15 protein-coding genes and 1 tRNA gene are annotated in these 12,961 nt (G+C 59.0%); 13 read left to right on the forward strand and 3 right to left on the reverse strand.

What is annotated here, in order from left to right:
- Nucleotides 1-126: 126 nt before the first annotated feature.
- Together GPL81_RS10510 and GPL81_RS10515 are read right to left on the reverse strand one after the other, a co-directional pair.
- Nucleotides 127-456: a hypothetical protein gene (locus GPL81_RS10510; RefSeq protein WP_160106683.1), complete on the reverse strand. Its 330-nt coding sequence runs from the start codon at nucleotides 454-456 to the stop codon at nucleotides 127-129.
- A gap of 147 nt (nucleotides 457-603) precedes the next feature.
- Nucleotides 604-688: transfer RNA gene (locus tag GPL81_RS10515), tRNA-Leu, on the reverse strand.
- A 105-nt stretch (nucleotides 689-793) separates the two neighbouring features.
- On the opposite strand from GPL81_RS10515, the gene queA reads away from it, so the two are divergent.
- The 6 genes from queA to GPL81_RS10545 all read left to right on the forward strand — a co-directional run bounded on the left by queA (nucleotide 794) and on the right by GPL81_RS10545 (nucleotide 6,883).
- Entirely contained in the window at nucleotides 794-1,843 is a 1,050-nt protein-coding gene (gene queA, locus GPL81_RS10520; protein ID WP_008020244.1) for a tRNA preQ1(34) S-adenosylmethionine ribosyltransferase-isomerase QueA, read from the forward strand.
- 14 nt (nucleotides 1,844-1,857) lie between these two features.
- Nucleotides 1,858-2,973, forward strand: coding sequence for a tRNA guanosine(34) transglycosylase Tgt (tgt, locus tag GPL81_RS10525; RefSeq protein WP_162130437.1), 1,116 nt, complete (start codon nucleotides 1,858-1,860; stop codon nucleotides 2,971-2,973).
- A gap of 43 nt (nucleotides 2,974-3,016) precedes the next feature.
- Entirely contained in the window at nucleotides 3,017-3,355 is a 339-nt protein-coding gene (yajC, locus tag GPL81_RS10530) for a preprotein translocase subunit YajC (protein ID WP_007916913.1), read from the forward strand.
- 63 nt (nucleotides 3,356-3,418) lie between these two features.
- Entirely contained in the window at nucleotides 3,419-5,287 is a 1,869-nt protein-coding gene (gene secD, locus GPL81_RS10535) for a protein translocase subunit SecD (RefSeq protein ID WP_096513324.1), read from the forward strand.
- A gap of 9 nt (nucleotides 5,288-5,296) precedes the next feature.
- The gene (gene secF, locus GPL81_RS10540) at nucleotides 5,297-6,211 is read left to right on the forward strand and encodes a protein translocase subunit SecF (protein ID WP_096513323.1); all 915 of its coding nucleotides are present in this window, start codon (nucleotides 5,297-5,299) and stop codon (nucleotides 6,209-6,211) included.
- Between the two features lie 120 nt (nucleotides 6,212-6,331).
- Entirely contained in the window at nucleotides 6,332-6,883 is a 552-nt protein-coding gene (locus GPL81_RS10545) for a glycine zipper 2TM domain-containing protein (RefSeq protein WP_096513322.1), read from the forward strand.
- A gap of 261 nt (nucleotides 6,884-7,144) precedes the next feature.
- On the opposite strand, the gene suhB is transcribed toward GPL81_RS10545, so the two are convergent.
- A complete protein-coding gene (suhB, locus tag GPL81_RS10550; RefSeq protein WP_007982736.1) occupies nucleotides 7,145-7,963 on the reverse strand; it encodes a type III secretion system regulator SuhB in 819 nt (272 codons plus the stop codon).
- 146 nt (nucleotides 7,964-8,109) lie between these two features.
- On the opposite strand from suhB, the gene trmJ reads away from it, so the two are divergent.
- From trmJ to hscB, 7 genes are all read left to right on the forward strand, one after another.
- On the forward strand, nucleotides 8,110-8,880 hold the full coding sequence (gene trmJ, locus GPL81_RS10555; protein WP_160106684.1) for a tRNA (cytosine(32)/uridine(32)-2'-O)-methyltransferase TrmJ: 771 nt from the start codon (nucleotides 8,110-8,112) through the stop codon (nucleotides 8,878-8,880).
- A 2-nt stretch (nucleotides 8,881-8,882) separates the two neighbouring features.
- Nucleotides 8,883-9,659, forward strand: a complete 777-nt coding sequence (gene cysE / locus GPL81_RS10560) for a serine O-acetyltransferase (RefSeq protein ID WP_160106685.1) — start codon at nucleotides 8,883-8,885, stop codon at nucleotides 9,657-9,659.
- Nucleotides 9,660-9,843: 184 nt separating this feature from the next.
- Nucleotides 9,844-10,335 carry a Fe-S cluster assembly transcriptional regulator IscR gene (gene iscR, locus GPL81_RS10565; RefSeq protein ID WP_003227911.1) on the forward strand — a complete coding sequence of 164 codons (492 nt, stop codon included), beginning with the start codon at nucleotides 9,844-9,846 and terminating at the stop codon, nucleotides 10,333-10,335.
- Nucleotides 10,336-10,385: 50 nt separating this feature from the next.
- Nucleotides 10,386-11,600, forward strand: a complete 1,215-nt coding sequence (locus GPL81_RS10570; RefSeq protein ID WP_160106686.1) for an IscS subfamily cysteine desulfurase — start codon at nucleotides 10,386-10,388, stop codon at nucleotides 11,598-11,600.
- 83 nt (nucleotides 11,601-11,683) lie between these two features.
- A complete protein-coding gene (iscU, locus tag GPL81_RS10575; protein ID WP_007974006.1) occupies nucleotides 11,684-12,070 on the forward strand; it encodes a Fe-S cluster assembly scaffold IscU in 387 nt (128 codons plus the stop codon).
- 34 nt (nucleotides 12,071-12,104) lie between these two features.
- Complete coding sequence (gene iscA, locus GPL81_RS10580) at nucleotides 12,105-12,428, forward strand: iron-sulfur cluster assembly protein IscA (RefSeq protein ID WP_003227904.1); 324 nt, start codon at nucleotides 12,105-12,107, stop codon at nucleotides 12,426-12,428.
- An 8-nt stretch (nucleotides 12,429-12,436) separates the two neighbouring features.
- Nucleotides 12,437-12,958 carry a co-chaperone HscB gene (gene hscB, locus GPL81_RS10585; protein WP_160106891.1) on the forward strand — a complete coding sequence of 174 codons (522 nt, stop codon included), beginning with the start codon at nucleotides 12,437-12,439 and terminating at the stop codon, nucleotides 12,956-12,958.
- The last annotated feature ends 3 nt before the right edge of the window (nucleotides 12,959-12,961 follow it).

Raw genomic sequence — 12,961 nt, forward strand, 5'->3', positions numbered from 1 at the left:
GAATAGGTCCTTCGTTGCTGTCTGCTGACGCAATGAAAAGTGGGCAGATATACTTCCATATCAGCCAAAACCTTAGCCAGTATCAGTCGGTGTAAAGGGTTACTAAACTTTCCCTAACACGGTCATTCACTGAATATCTTTCAAGTAATCCTTAAGCGCAATGAGCGGAGTATCAAGCTGCTCCAGCGTCTGTGCCGCGCTGAAATTCCCCGACAATCTATTCAGCTCTCGGCCCAGTGGCTTATCAGCCCCACCTATCGCTTCAAGCGCCAGCCCCACGCATTCAGCCACTTTGCCCTTGATAGTCGCGACATCATCTCTGCGCACCAGCAACTCAAACACATCCCGCTGGTAATCCCCCATCACCAAGTCATCCCGCAAAATCGGGCTTGAACCTTCCGACTCATAAGCCAGCTTGAGAGAGAAGAGGGCGACGGTTTCCAGTTGCGATTCCATGGGAAATCCTTGATGAGTGTCTTACTGACCGAGGGTGTGAAGATCAAGAAATTCGCTGGCAAGCCAGCTCCTACAGGTCGGCGGCGTGTCAGTGGCTTTTCTGTGGGCGAAAAAAAAGGCCTTGCTAAGCAAGACCTTTCTTAATTTTGGTGCCCCGAGGGAGACTCGAACTCCCACTCCTTTCGAAAACGGATTTTGAATCCGCCGCGTCTACCAATTCCGCCATCAGGGCAATGGCCGCGGAGTATAAAGATGAGATAACCGTCGGTCAATCAGGTACATGGAGAATTTTTGATATTTCCGCTAGACTTCCCGGCCCTGCTAGACGAACCCCATCATGCGCGTTGCTGACTTTACTTTCGAGCTCCCTGATTCGCTGATCGCCCGCCATCCTTTGGCCGAGCGTCGCGGTAGTCGCCTGTTGACCCTGGATGGGGTCAGCGGCGCCCTGGCACACCGTCAATTCACTGATTTGCTGGAGCATTTGCGCCCTGGCGATTTGATGGTGTTCAACAATACCCGGGTGATTCCGGCGCGGCTGTTTGGCCAGAAGGCTTCCGGCGGCAAGCTGGAAATCCTGGTGGAGCGGGTGCTGGACAGTCATCGCGTGCTGGCCCATGTGCGGTCCAGCAAGTCGCCCAAGCCGGGGTCGAAGATCCTGATTGACGGCGGTGGCGAGGCCGAGATGCTGGCGCGTCATGATGCGTTGTTCGAGCTTGGGTTTGCCGAGGAAGTGCTGCCGCTGCTTGACCGCGTCGGGCACATGCCGTTGCCTCCATATATAGACCGCCCGGATGAAGGCGCGGACCGCGAGCGTTACCAGACTGTCTACGCCGAGCGTTTGGGCGCGGTGGCGGCGCCGACGGCGGGGCTGCATTTCGATCAGGTGCTGATGGAGGCGATTGCCGCCAAGGGCGTCGAGACGGCGTTCGTGACCTTGCACGTCGGTGCGGGTACGTTCCAGCCGGTGCGCGTCGAGAAAATCGAAGATCACCACATGCACAGCGAATGGCTGGAAGTCGGCCAGGATGTGGTGGATGCGGTTGCCGCCTGTCGCGCTCGCGGCGGTCGGGTGGTGGCGGTGGGGACCACCAGCGTGCGTTCCCTGGAAAGCGCTGCCCGCGATGGCGTGCTCAAGCCGTTCAGCGGCGATACCGACATTTTCATCTACCCGGGTCGGCCGTTTCATGTGGTCGATGCCCTGGTCACCAACTTCCATTTGCCCGAATCCACGTTGTTGATGCTGGTCTCGGCCTTCGCCGGTTATCCCGAGACCATGGCCGCCTATAAGGCCGCCGTCGACAACGAATACCGCTTTTTCAGCTACGGTGATGCGATGTTTATCACCCGTAACCCCGCACCACGTGGCCCTGAGGACAAAGAATGAGTCGCCAATGTCGTATGTCGTTTGAGTTACTTGCTACTGACGGCAAGGCTCGTCGTGGTCGTCTGACCTTCCCTCGTGGCACCGTCGAGACCCCGGCCTTCATGCCGGTGGGCACCTACGGCACGGTCAAGGGCATGCTGCCGCGGGATATCGAGGCCACTGGCGCTGAAATCATTCTGGGCAATACCTTCCACCTGTGGCTGCGTCCGGGCACGGAAGTGATCAAGAAGCACGGCGACCTGCACGATTTCATGAAGTGGAAAGGTCCGATCCTGACCGACTCCGGTGGTTTCCAGGTGTTCAGCCTGGGCGCCATGCGCAAGATCAAGGAGGAGGGCGTGACCTTTGCCTCCCCGGTCGATGGCGCCAAAGTGTTCATGGGGCCGGAAGAGTCGATGCAGGTCCAGCGTGACCTGGGCTCGGACATCGTGATGATTTTCGACGAATGCACGCCGTACCCGGCTGACGAAGACGTCGCCCGCGTGTCCATGGAGTTGTCGCTGCGTTGGGCCCAGCGCTCGAAAAACGCCCATGCCGACAACACGGCGGCGCTGTTCGGTATCGTTCAGGGCGGCATGCACCAGGATCTGCGCATGCGCTCCCTGGAAGGCCTGGACAAGATCGGTTTTGACGGCTTGGCCATCGGTGGTCTGTCGGTGGGCGAGCCCAAGCATGAAATGATCAAGGTGCTGGATTATCTGCCGGGCCAGATGCCGGCTGACAAACCTCGTTACCTTATGGGCGTTGGCAAACCGGAAGATCTGGTGGAGGGTGTGCGCCGCGGTGTGGACATGTTCGATTGCGTGATGCCAACCCGTAATGCCCGCAATGGGCATCTGTTCATTGATACTGGCGTGATCAAGATCCGTAACGCGTTCCATCGCCATGATGATTCGCCGCTGGATCCGACCTGCGATTGCTATACCTGCCAGAACTTCTCCCGCGCTTATCTGCATCACCTGGACAAGTGCGGCGAAATGCTCGGGAGCATGCTCAATACCATCCATAACTTGCGCCATTATCAAGTGCTTATGGCTGGTTTGCGCGAGGCTATTCAACAGGGTACATTGGCCGCCTTTGTCGATGCCTTCTACGCCAAACGCGGGCTTCCCGTTCCGCCTTTGGACTGAGTTTTCTGACCCCAAGATTCAACATTTGCAACTGGAGTGCTAAATGAGCTTTTTTATCTCTAATGCCATGGCTGACGCCGCTGCACCGGCAGCTGCTGGCCCTATGGGTGGCGGCTTCGAGTGGATTTTCCTGGTCGGCTTCCTGGTCATCTTCTACCTGATGATCTGGCGTCCACAGGCCAAACGCGCCAAAGAGCAGAAGAACCTGCTGAGCAGCCTGCAAAAAGGCGACGAAGTTGTGACCACCGGCGGCATCGCTGGCAAGATCACCAAAGTGGCTGACGATTTCGTTGTTCTGGAAGTTTCCGACACCGTCGAAATGAAGTTCCAGAAAGGCGCTATCGCCGCCACGCTGCCAAAGGGCACGCTGAAAGCGATCTAAGTTTCAACTTCTACTCAATCGACGGGGCGCGCAAGGCGCCCCGCGTCATAAGCGGGCGGCGTGATGCTGAACAAATACCCTCTGTGGAAATACATTCTGATCCTGGCGGTGCTGGCGATCGGTCTGATTTATTCCGCTCCCAATCTTTATCCTGATGACCCGGCCATTCAGGTCAGCGGTGCAAGCACTGCGCTGCAGGTCAATCAGGCTGATCTGGACCGTGTGAGCGCTGCGCTCAAGGAATCCGGGATCGACGTCAAGGCCGCCACCCTGGCTGCTGGCGGCAAGGGCGGTCTGATTCGCCTGGTCAAGGCTGAAGATCAGTTGCCTGCCAAGGACGTCGTGCGCAAGACCCTGGGTGATGACTACGTCGTTGCCTTGAACCTGGCACAAACCACCCCGCAATGGCTGCGCAGCGTTGCCGCGCACCCGATGAAGCTGGGTCTGGACTTGTCCGGTGGTGTGCACTTCCTGCTTGAAGTGGACATGGAAAAAGCCCTCGATGCGCGCCTGAAAGTCTACGAAGGCGACGTCAAGAGCCTGTTGCGTAAAGAGAAACTGCGCTATCGCAGCCTGCCGCAACTGGGCGGTGCCATTCAGTTGGGCTTCTCCGATGAAGCGTCCCGCGAACAGGCCCGTACGATCATCCGCAAGAACTTCAACGATTTCGACATTGTTCCGGCCGACCTCAATGGCCAACCGGTGCTGCGTCTGGCGATGACCCCGGCCAAGCTGGCGGAAATCCGCGAATACTCCATCAAGCAGAACTTGACCACGGTACGTAACCGCGTCAACGAGCTGGGTGTTGCCGAACCGATTGTCCAGCGTCAGGGTGCCAACCGTATCGTGGTTGAGCTGCCGGGCGTGCAGGACACCGCGGAAGCCAAGCGTATCCTCGGCAAGACGGCCAACCTCGAGTTCCGTCTGGCGGCTGAGCCTGGTGCTTCGAAAGCCACTTCCGAAACCTTCGAGTTCCGTGAAGGCAAGCGTCCGCCGGCACAAATCGAGCGTGGCCTGATCATCACCGGCGACCAGGTGACTGACGCCAAGGCTGGCTTCGGCGAGCACGGCACGCCGGAAGTGAACATTCGTCTGGACGGTCACGGCGGCGAGCTGATGAGCCGTGCGACCCGTTCGAACGTGGGTCGCAGCATGGCGGTGATCTTCATCGAGCAGCGTCCGGTCACCACTTACACCAAGCAAGTGGTCGATGGCGTCGAGAAAGAAGTGGCGGTGCAGTCGTTCAAGGAAGAGAAGAAGATCATCAGCCTGGCGACCATTCAGTCGCCGCTGGGCGCGCAGTTCCGCATTACCGGCCTGAACGGCCAGGGCGAATCGTCCGAACTGGCGCTGCTGTTGCGTGCCGGTGGTCTGGCGGCACCGATGTACTTCGCTGAAGAGCGCACCATCGGCCCAAGCCTGGGTGCCGACAACATCACCAAAGGTATCGATGCATCGCTGTGGGGCATGTTGTTCGTCTCGCTGTTCATCATTGCCATCTACCGCTTCTTCGGCATCATCGCCACCGTCGCGCTGGCGGTGAACATGGTGTTGCTGCTGGCCGTGATGTCGCTGCTGGGCGCCACGCTGACCCTGCCGGGTATCGCCGGTATCGTGTTGACCATGGGTATGGCGGTCGACGCCAACGTACTGATCTTCTCGCGGATTCGTGAAGAGATTGCGGCAGGCATGAGCGTGCAACGGGCAATCAACGAAGGTTTCGGTCGCGCATTCACCGCGATTCTCGACGCCAACCTGACCACCTTGCTGGTGGGCGGGATCCTGTTTGCCATGGGTACAGGTCCGGTCAAGGGCTTCGCAGTGACCATGTCCCTCGGGGTATTGACCTCGATGTTCACGGCCATCATGGTCACCCGCGCGATGGTCAACCTGATCTTCGGCGGTCGTGACTTCAAGAAGTTGTGGATTTAAGGGGCTGCCATGTTACGTACAATCAACTTCATGGGCGTTCGCAACTTCGCGTTCGGCGTCACATTGTTCCTTACCGCACTGGCCATTTTCAGTGTCTTCCACAAGGGTATGAACTGGGGCCTGGACTTCACCGGCGGTACGCTCATCGAGCTGACCTACGAGCGTCCGGCCGACGTGACCAAGGTGCGTGAGCAGCTGGTTTCGGCCGGTTATCACGAAGCCGTGGTGCAGAACTTCGGCGCCACCACCGATCTGCTGGTGCGCATGCCTGGGGAAGACCCGCAACTGGGTCACCAGGTGGCTGGCGCGCTGCAGAAGGTCGGCGGCGACAACCCGGCGACGGTCAAGCGTGTCGAGTTCGTCGGCCCGCAGGTGGGTGAAGAACTGCGCGACCAGGGCGGCCTCGGCATGCTGATGGCGCTGGGCGGCATCCTGATCTACCTGGCGTTCCGCTTTCAGTGGAAGTTCGCGGTCGGTGCGATCGTATCCTTGATCCACGACGTGATCGTGACCATCGGTATCCTGTCGTTCTTCCAGATCACCTTCGACCTGACGGTGCTGGCGGCGGTACTGGCGATCATCGGTTACTCGCTCAACGACACCATCGTGGTATTTGACCGGGTTCGCGAGAACTTCCGTGTGCTGCGCAAGGCCAGCCTGATCGAGAACATCAACATCTCGACCACGCAAACCCTGCTGCGGACGATCGCGACTTCGGTCTCCACCTTGCTGGCGATCGCGGCACTGCTGTTCTTCGGCGGCGACAACCTGCACGGCTTCTCCCTGGCGCTGCTGGTGGGGGTTCTGGCGGGTACTTATTCGTCGATCTACATCGCCAACGTGGTGCTGATCTGGCTGAACCTGAGCTCCGAAGACCTGATTCCTACGGTGAGTGCCGAGAAGGAAGTCGACGACCGTCCTTGAGGGAAGTTTCTCTGAACGGTGTAGTCCAAAAAAGGCGCGAGTTGAACTCGCGCCTTTTTTTGTGCTCCAAGGCTGGGAGAAGCGCGGGTTTATCCCGCATGTGATGGTCAGGAGGTTCATGTGAACAAGTCGATGCTGGTTGGTGCTGTACTGGGTGCTGTCGGTGTGACTGCCGGGGGTGCTTTGGCCACCTACAGCCTGGTTAAGAAAAGCGGCCCTGAGTATGCGCAAGTACTCGCCGTTGAGCCGGTCAAGACGCAAATCAAGACTCCACGTGAAGTGTGCAAGGATGTCGCGGTAACCCGGCAAGCGCCGGTGAAAGATCAACATCAGATCGCCGGTACGGTGGTCGGTGCAGTGGCGGGAGGTTTACTGGGCAACATGGTTGGCGGTGGTAATGGCAAGAAGCTGGCCACTGTCGCGGGTGCGGTTGGCGGCGGTTACGCCGGCAACAAGGTGCAGGAAGGCATGCAGGAGCGTGACACCTACACTACGACCCAAACCCGTTGTAATACGGTGAACGACATCAGTGACAAGGTCGTGGGTTACGACGTGCGGTATTCGCTGGACGGCAAGGAAGGCAAAGTGCGCATGGATCGTGATCCGGGGAATCAGATTCCTGTGGATAAAGAGGGCAAGTTGATCTTGTCGGAGAATCAGCAGGCTCATTGATCCGCTGAAGGCAGATTCAAAAAGAAGCACCCTGCGGGGTGCTTTTTTGTGCCCGGGATCTCTGCGCCACCGCAGATCCTCTGTAGGAGCGAGCCTGCTCGCGATGAACCTCAGAGCACCGCGGGGTGCCAGGCTTCCCGCGTTATCGTTGAGGACCATCGCGAGCAGGCTCGCTCCTACAGGGTTTTTCGGTGTTTTGGGGGACAAATTCCAAGCATAAAAAAAGCACCCCGAAGGGTGCTTTTCTCTGTCGCTGGAAGCTTAACGCTTCAGCGAGGCCGGCAGGTGCGGCTGGATCGCCGTCAGGACTGCCTTGAAGCATTTGGTGTTGCCAGCAACGACGTGGCCTTTTTCAAGGAAGTCGTGACCGCCGGTGAAATCGCTCACCAGGCCGCCTGCTTCCTGAATCAGCAGGGCGCCTGCGGCCATGTCCCACTCGGACAGGCCCGATTCCCAGAACGCATCGAAACGACCGGCGGCCACGTAGGCCAGGTCCAGGCTTGCCGAGCCGGCGCGGCGGATACCGGCGGTCTGGCCAACCAGGGCGCGGAACATGCCCAGGTAGTTGTCGAGGTTGTCCATCTGGTCGTCACGGAACGGGAAGCCGGTACCCAGCAGGGCGCCGTCCAGGCTGGTGCGGCCGCTGACGCGCAGGCGACGACCGTTCAGTTGGGCGCCGCGACCACGGCTGGCGGTGAATTCTTCCTGGCGAACCGGATCCAGAACAACGGCGTGTTCCAGGCGACCACGGTATTTGCAGGCGATGCTGACAGCGAAGTGAGGAATGCCGCGCAGGAAGTTGGTGGTACCGTCCAGTGGATCGATGATCCACAGGTACTCTTCGCCTTCGATGCCGGTGCCGGCGTGCATGCCGGTTTCTTCACCCATGATCGAGTGATTGGGGTAAGCCTTGCGCAGCGCGTCGATGATTTTCTGTTCGGCGGCGCGGTCCACCTCGGATACGTAATCCTTGGCGTCTTTTTCGTCGACCTTGATGGTATCCAGGCGCTCGATGGAGCGGAAGATCAATTCACTGGCGCTGCGGGCGGCGCGCAGCGCGATATTCAGCATGGGCTGCATGGATGTGTCACCTAAGGTTGTTAAAGAAAGCCGGGCATTCTATCAGAAAGTTTCTACAGGAGAAGGACGACGTTCGCTTTCATGGCTTAACGGTAGTTTGAGCTGTAAGATTCTGCTCCCCCTATATATGTTCGAGAGCGCCTCCCTTGCTGCAAAACATTCGTGTCGTCCTGGTCAATACCAGCCATCCGGGCAATATCGGCGGGACCGCGCGCGCCATGAAAAACATGGGGCTGTCGCGGCTGGTGCTGGTCGAGCCACGCTTGTTCCCGCACCACGAGGCCGATGCCCGAGCCTCCGGCGCCGGTGACATCCTTGAAAAAGCGCAAGTCGTCGCCACTTTGGAAGATGCCTTGGTCGGTTGCAATCTGGTGCTCGGCACCAGCGCCCGCGACCGGCGGATTCCCTGGCCGCTGCTCGATCCCCGCGAATGTGGCGCGAAAGTGGTCGAGGAAGCGGCGCAGGGCGCCGAAATCGCCCTGGTGTTCGGTCGCGAAGATTCCGGCCTGACCAATGAAGAGCTGCAGCGATGTCATTATCACGTGCACATTCCCTCAGACCCTGAGTTCAGCTCGCTGAACCTTGGGGCGGCGGTGCAGGTGTTGAGTTATGAAGTGCGCATGTCCTGGCTGGCTGCACAGGGCCAGCCGACGAAGGTCGAGAAAGAAGAAGTGGCATCGGTCAAAAGCGCTGAGCTGGCGACCATGGATGAACTCGAACGATTCTACGAGCACCTGGAGCAAACCCTGGTGGCGATTGAATTTCTCGATCCGGAAAAGCCACGGCACTTGATGGCGCGCCTGCGCCGGTTGTACGGACGCAGCTCGGTCAGCCGGGCGGAAATGAATATATTGCGTGGCATCCTCACGGAAACCCAAAAAGCGGCCCGTGGCGAGCTTCTAAAGCGGAAGGATTAAAGATGTTTGAGCGTTTGCGTGAAGATATCCAGAGCGTATTCCATCGAGACCCGGCGGCGCGTAACGCTTTTGAAGTCCTGACTTGCTACCCGGGCATGCACGCCATCTGGATTCACCGTTTGTCGGCGGCCCTGTGGCGCGCAGACCTGAAATGGCTGGCGCGCCTGGTGTCGAACTTCGGTCGCTGGTTGACCGGGATCGAAATTCATCCGGGCGCCAAGGTCGGTCGCCGCTTCTTTATTGACCATGGCATGGGCATTGTCATCGGCGAAACCGCAGAGATCGGCAATGACGTCACTCTCTATCAGGGTGTGACCCTGGGTGGCACCAGCTGGAACAAGGGCAAGCGTCACCCGACCCTTGAGGATGGCGTAGTAGTTGGGGCGGGCGCGAAGGTGCTGGGCCCGTTCACCGTCGGTGCCGGGGCCAAGGTCGGTTCCAATGCAGTGGTCACCAAGGCGGTTCCGGCGGGTGCGACGGTTGTCGGTATCCCGGGGCGGATCATTGTCAAATCCGACGAAGAGCAGGACGCCAAACGCAAGGCCATGGCCGAGAAAATCGGTTTTGATGCCTATGGTGTCAGCGAAGACATGCCTGACCCGGTGGCGCGCGCCATCAATCAACTGCTCGATCATCTGCAGGCGGTCGATGGTCGCCTGGAGGGCATGTGCGGGGCGTTGAAGGATCTGGGCAGTAATTACTGTGCCAAGGATCTGCCTGAGCTGCGCGAAGAAGATTTCGCCTGCGTAAAGGACAAAGACCAATCCAAGGCCAGTTGATGCCTTTGTCACGTCGTATTCAGGCAATGGCACAGCGCTAAGCGGTGTGCCATTAAGCCGCAGACCCTGATATCATGCGCCCGCTCTTTGCGGGTAAACCCGACTAAAGCACTAGGTCTTATAGTTGACTTAAATACTCGGGAATTGCATACTCGCCTCATTCCGAACTCCGTGGTAATTGTCCATGCGACTGACTACAAAAGGCCGATACGCCGTGACCGCCATGCTCGATCTGGCGTTGCACGCGCAGCACGGGCCCGTGTCCCTGGCCGATATCTCCGAGCGCCAAGGCATCTCCCTGTCCTACCTCGAGCAGCTTTTCGCCAAGCTGCGCCGCAGCAATCTGGTGTCCAGCGTTCGTGGTCCAGGTGGCGGCTACCAGCTGTCTCGCGACATGCAGGGTATCCAGGTCGCCCAGGTGATCGATGCGGTGAACGAATCGGTCGACGCTACCAAATGCCAGGGGCAGGGTGATTGCCATTCGGGCGACACCTGTCTGACCCACCACTTATGGTGCGACCTGAGCCTGCAGATACACGAATTTCTGAGCGGTATCAGCTTGGCTGACCTTGTGACTCGCCGTGAGGTACAAGAAGTAGCCCAGCGTCAGGATCAACGCCGTTGCAACAGCAAGGCGCCACGCCTGGACAAGATTGAAGCGTCCGCCGTCGAATGACAGCCATAGAGCTAACGGCGCGCCAGCCAGCCTGATTTAGGAGATAGTCCATGAAATTGCCGATTTACCTTGATTACTCTGCGACGACCCCGGTTGATCCGCGTGTTGCGCAAAAAATGAGTGAATGCCTGCTGGTCGACGGAAACTTCGGTAACCCGGCGTCCCGTTCCCACGTGTTCGGCTGGAAAGCTGAAGAGTCCGTCGAAAACGCCCGTCGTCAGGTGGCCGACCTGGTCAACGCCGACCCGCGTGAAATCGTCTGGACCTCCGGTGCCACCGAATCTGATAACCTGGCAATCAAGGGTGCGGCACATTTCTACGCCACCAAAGGCAAGCACCTGATCACCACCAAGATCGAGCACAAGGCTGTCCTGGACACCATGCGCCAGCTGGAGCGTGAAGGTTTCGAAGTCACCTACATCGAGCCTCGTACCGATGGCCTGGTCACTCCGGAAATGGTCGAAGCCGAACTGCGCGACGACACCATCCTGGTTTCGGTCATGCACGTGAACAACGAAATCGGTACCGTGAACGACATCGCCGCCATCGGCGAGCTGACGCGTTCCCGGGGCATCCTGTTCCACGTTGACGCCGCTCAGTCCACCGGCAAGGTCGAAATCGACCTGCAGAAGCTGAAAGTCGACCTGATGTCGTTCTCCGCTCACAAAACCTATGGCCCTAAAGGCATCGGCGCCCTGTACGTGAGCCGCAAGCCGCGTGTTCGCATCGAAGCGACCATGCACGGCGGCGGTCACGAGCGCGGCATGCGCTCCGGTACCCTGGCGACCCACCAGATCGTCGGCATGGGTGAAGCCTTCCGCGTGGCCAAGGAAGACATGGCTGCCGAGAACGTGCGCATCAAGGCCCTGAGCGATCGCTTCTACAAGCAGGTCGAGCACCTGGAAGAGCTGTACGTCAACGGCAGCCTGACTGCTCGCGTTCCGCACAACCTGAACCTGAGCTTCAACTACGTTGAAGGCGAGTCGCTGATCATGGCGCTCAAGGATCTGGCGGTGTCGTCCGGTTCGGCCTGCACCTCGGCTTCGCTTGAGCCTTCGTACGTGCTGCGCGCCCTGGGCCGCAACGACGAACTGGCACACAGCTCGATCCGTTTCACCTTCGGCCGTTTCACCACCGAAGAAGAAATCGACTACGCCGCGCAGAAAGTCTGCGAGGCCGTTACCAAGCTGCGCGCTCTGTCGCCGCTGTGGGACATGTACAAAGACGGTGTCGACATTTCGAAAATCGAGTGGGCGGCACACTGATTTCAAGTCGCCGCGAACCGGCCCCGTGGACTCAGGTTCCGGGGCTCAAAGAGCGACTCTCTGATGAGTGAGGATTAAGCATCATGGCTTACAGCGAAAAGGTCATCGACCACTACGAAAACCCGCGCAACGTCGGCAAGATGGACGCGGAAGATCCTGATGTCGGCACCGGCATGGTCGGCGCTCCGGCGTGCGGCGACGTGATGCGCCTGCAGATCAAGGTCAACGACGCCGGCATCATCGAAGATGCCAAGTTCAAGACTTACGGCTGCGGTTCGGCTATCGCTTCCAGCTCCCTCGCTACCGAGTGGATGAAGGGCAAGACCCTGGACGAAGCAGAAACCATCAAGAACACTCAGCTGGCCGAAGAACTGGCCCTGCCGCCAGTGAAAATTCACTGCTCCGTGCTCGCTGAAGACGCCATCAAGGCCGCCGTTCGCGATTACAAGCAGAAGAAAGGCTTGATCTGACTTTCAGGATTTGGCGACGAGTAAGGAGTCACCGATGGCTATCAGCATGACAGAAGCGGCTGCTCGACACGTGCGACGCTCCCTCGACGGGCGCGGCAAAGGTGAGGGGATTCGCCTGGGTGTTCGCACCACGGGCTGCTCCGGCCTTGCCTACGTGCTGGAGTTTGTCGACGAGGTGGTTGCAGAGGATCAGGTGTTCGAAAGTCACGGCGAGAAAGTGATCATCGACCCGAAAAGCCTGGCTTACCTGGACGGCACCGAACTCGATTTCGTCAAGGAAGGGTTGAACGAAGGCTTCAAGTTCAACAACCCCAACGTACGCGGTGAATGTGGCTGCGGCGAAAGCTTCAACATCTGAGGCTGCTCGTGGGTACTCCTTGTCATTTCGCTTTATTTGAGCTGCAACCGAGTTTCAATCTGGATCTCGATCAGCTGGCTTCGCGCTACCGCGAGCTGGCGCGCAGCGTTCATCCGGACCGCTTCGCTGACGCCTCCGAGCGTGAGCAGCGGCTGGCGCTAGAGCAATCCGCGAGCCTCAACGAGGCCTACCAGACGCTCAAGAGTCCCCCCAAGCGCGCGCGTTACCTGCTCGCCTTGAGTGGTGGCGAGCTGCCGCTGGAGGTCACGGTGCATGATCCGGAATTTCTTCTGCAACAGATGGAGTTGCGCGAAGAGCTCGAGGACCTGCAGGACAGCGCCGACTTGTCGGGTGTTGCTGCGTTCAAGCGCCGCCTCAAGTCTGCCCAGGATGAACTGAATCAAAGCTTCGCAGCTTGCTGGAACGATGCCGCGCAACGTGAACGGGCCGAACGCCTGATGCGGCGCATGCAGTTCCTCGACAAGCTCACCTACGAAGTGCGCCAGTTAGAAGAGCGCCTCGACGATTAACCC

Source organism: Pseudomonas izuensis, assembly GCF_009861505.1.
Classification (GTDB): Bacteria; Pseudomonadota; Gammaproteobacteria; order Pseudomonadales; family Pseudomonadaceae; genus Aquipseudomonas; species Aquipseudomonas izuensis.

Bases quoted from the DNA above. Each gene is read 5' to 3' on its own strand.
- queA (WP_008020244.1), top strand. From the start codon at position 794: ATGCGCGTTGCTGACTTTACTTTCGAGCTCCCTGATTCGCTGATCGCC.
- cysE (WP_160106685.1), top strand. From the start codon at position 8,883: ATGTTTGAGCGTTTGCGTGAAGATATCCAGAGCGTATTCCATCGAGAC.
- suhB (WP_007982736.1), bottom strand. From the start codon at position 7,963: ATGCAGCCCATGCTGAATATCGCGCTGCGCGCCGCCCGCAGCGCCAGT.
- GPL81_RS10570 (WP_160106686.1), top strand. From the start codon at position 10,386: ATGAAATTGCCGATTTACCTTGATTACTCTGCGACGACCCCGGTTGAT.
- secF (WP_096513323.1), top strand. From the start codon at position 5,297: ATGTTACGTACAATCAACTTCATGGGCGTTCGCAACTTCGCGTTCGGC.
- tgt (WP_162130437.1), top strand. From the start codon at position 1,858: ATGTCGTTTGAGTTACTTGCTACTGACGGCAAGGCTCGTCGTGGTCGT.
- iscA (WP_003227904.1), top strand. From the start codon at position 12,105: ATGGCTATCAGCATGACAGAAGCGGCTGCTCGACACGTGCGACGCTCC.
- GPL81_RS10510 (WP_160106683.1), bottom strand. From the start codon at position 456: ATGGAATCGCAACTGGAAACCGTCGCCCTCTTCTCTCTCAAGCTGGCT.
- iscR (WP_003227911.1), top strand. From the start codon at position 9,844: ATGCGACTGACTACAAAAGGCCGATACGCCGTGACCGCCATGCTCGAT.
- secD (WP_096513324.1), top strand. From the start codon at position 3,419: ATGCTGAACAAATACCCTCTGTGGAAATACATTCTGATCCTGGCGGTG.
- yajC (WP_007916913.1), top strand. From the start codon at position 3,017: ATGAGCTTTTTTATCTCTAATGCCATGGCTGACGCCGCTGCACCGGCA.
- iscU (WP_007974006.1), top strand. From the start codon at position 11,684: ATGGCTTACAGCGAAAAGGTCATCGACCACTACGAAAACCCGCGCAAC.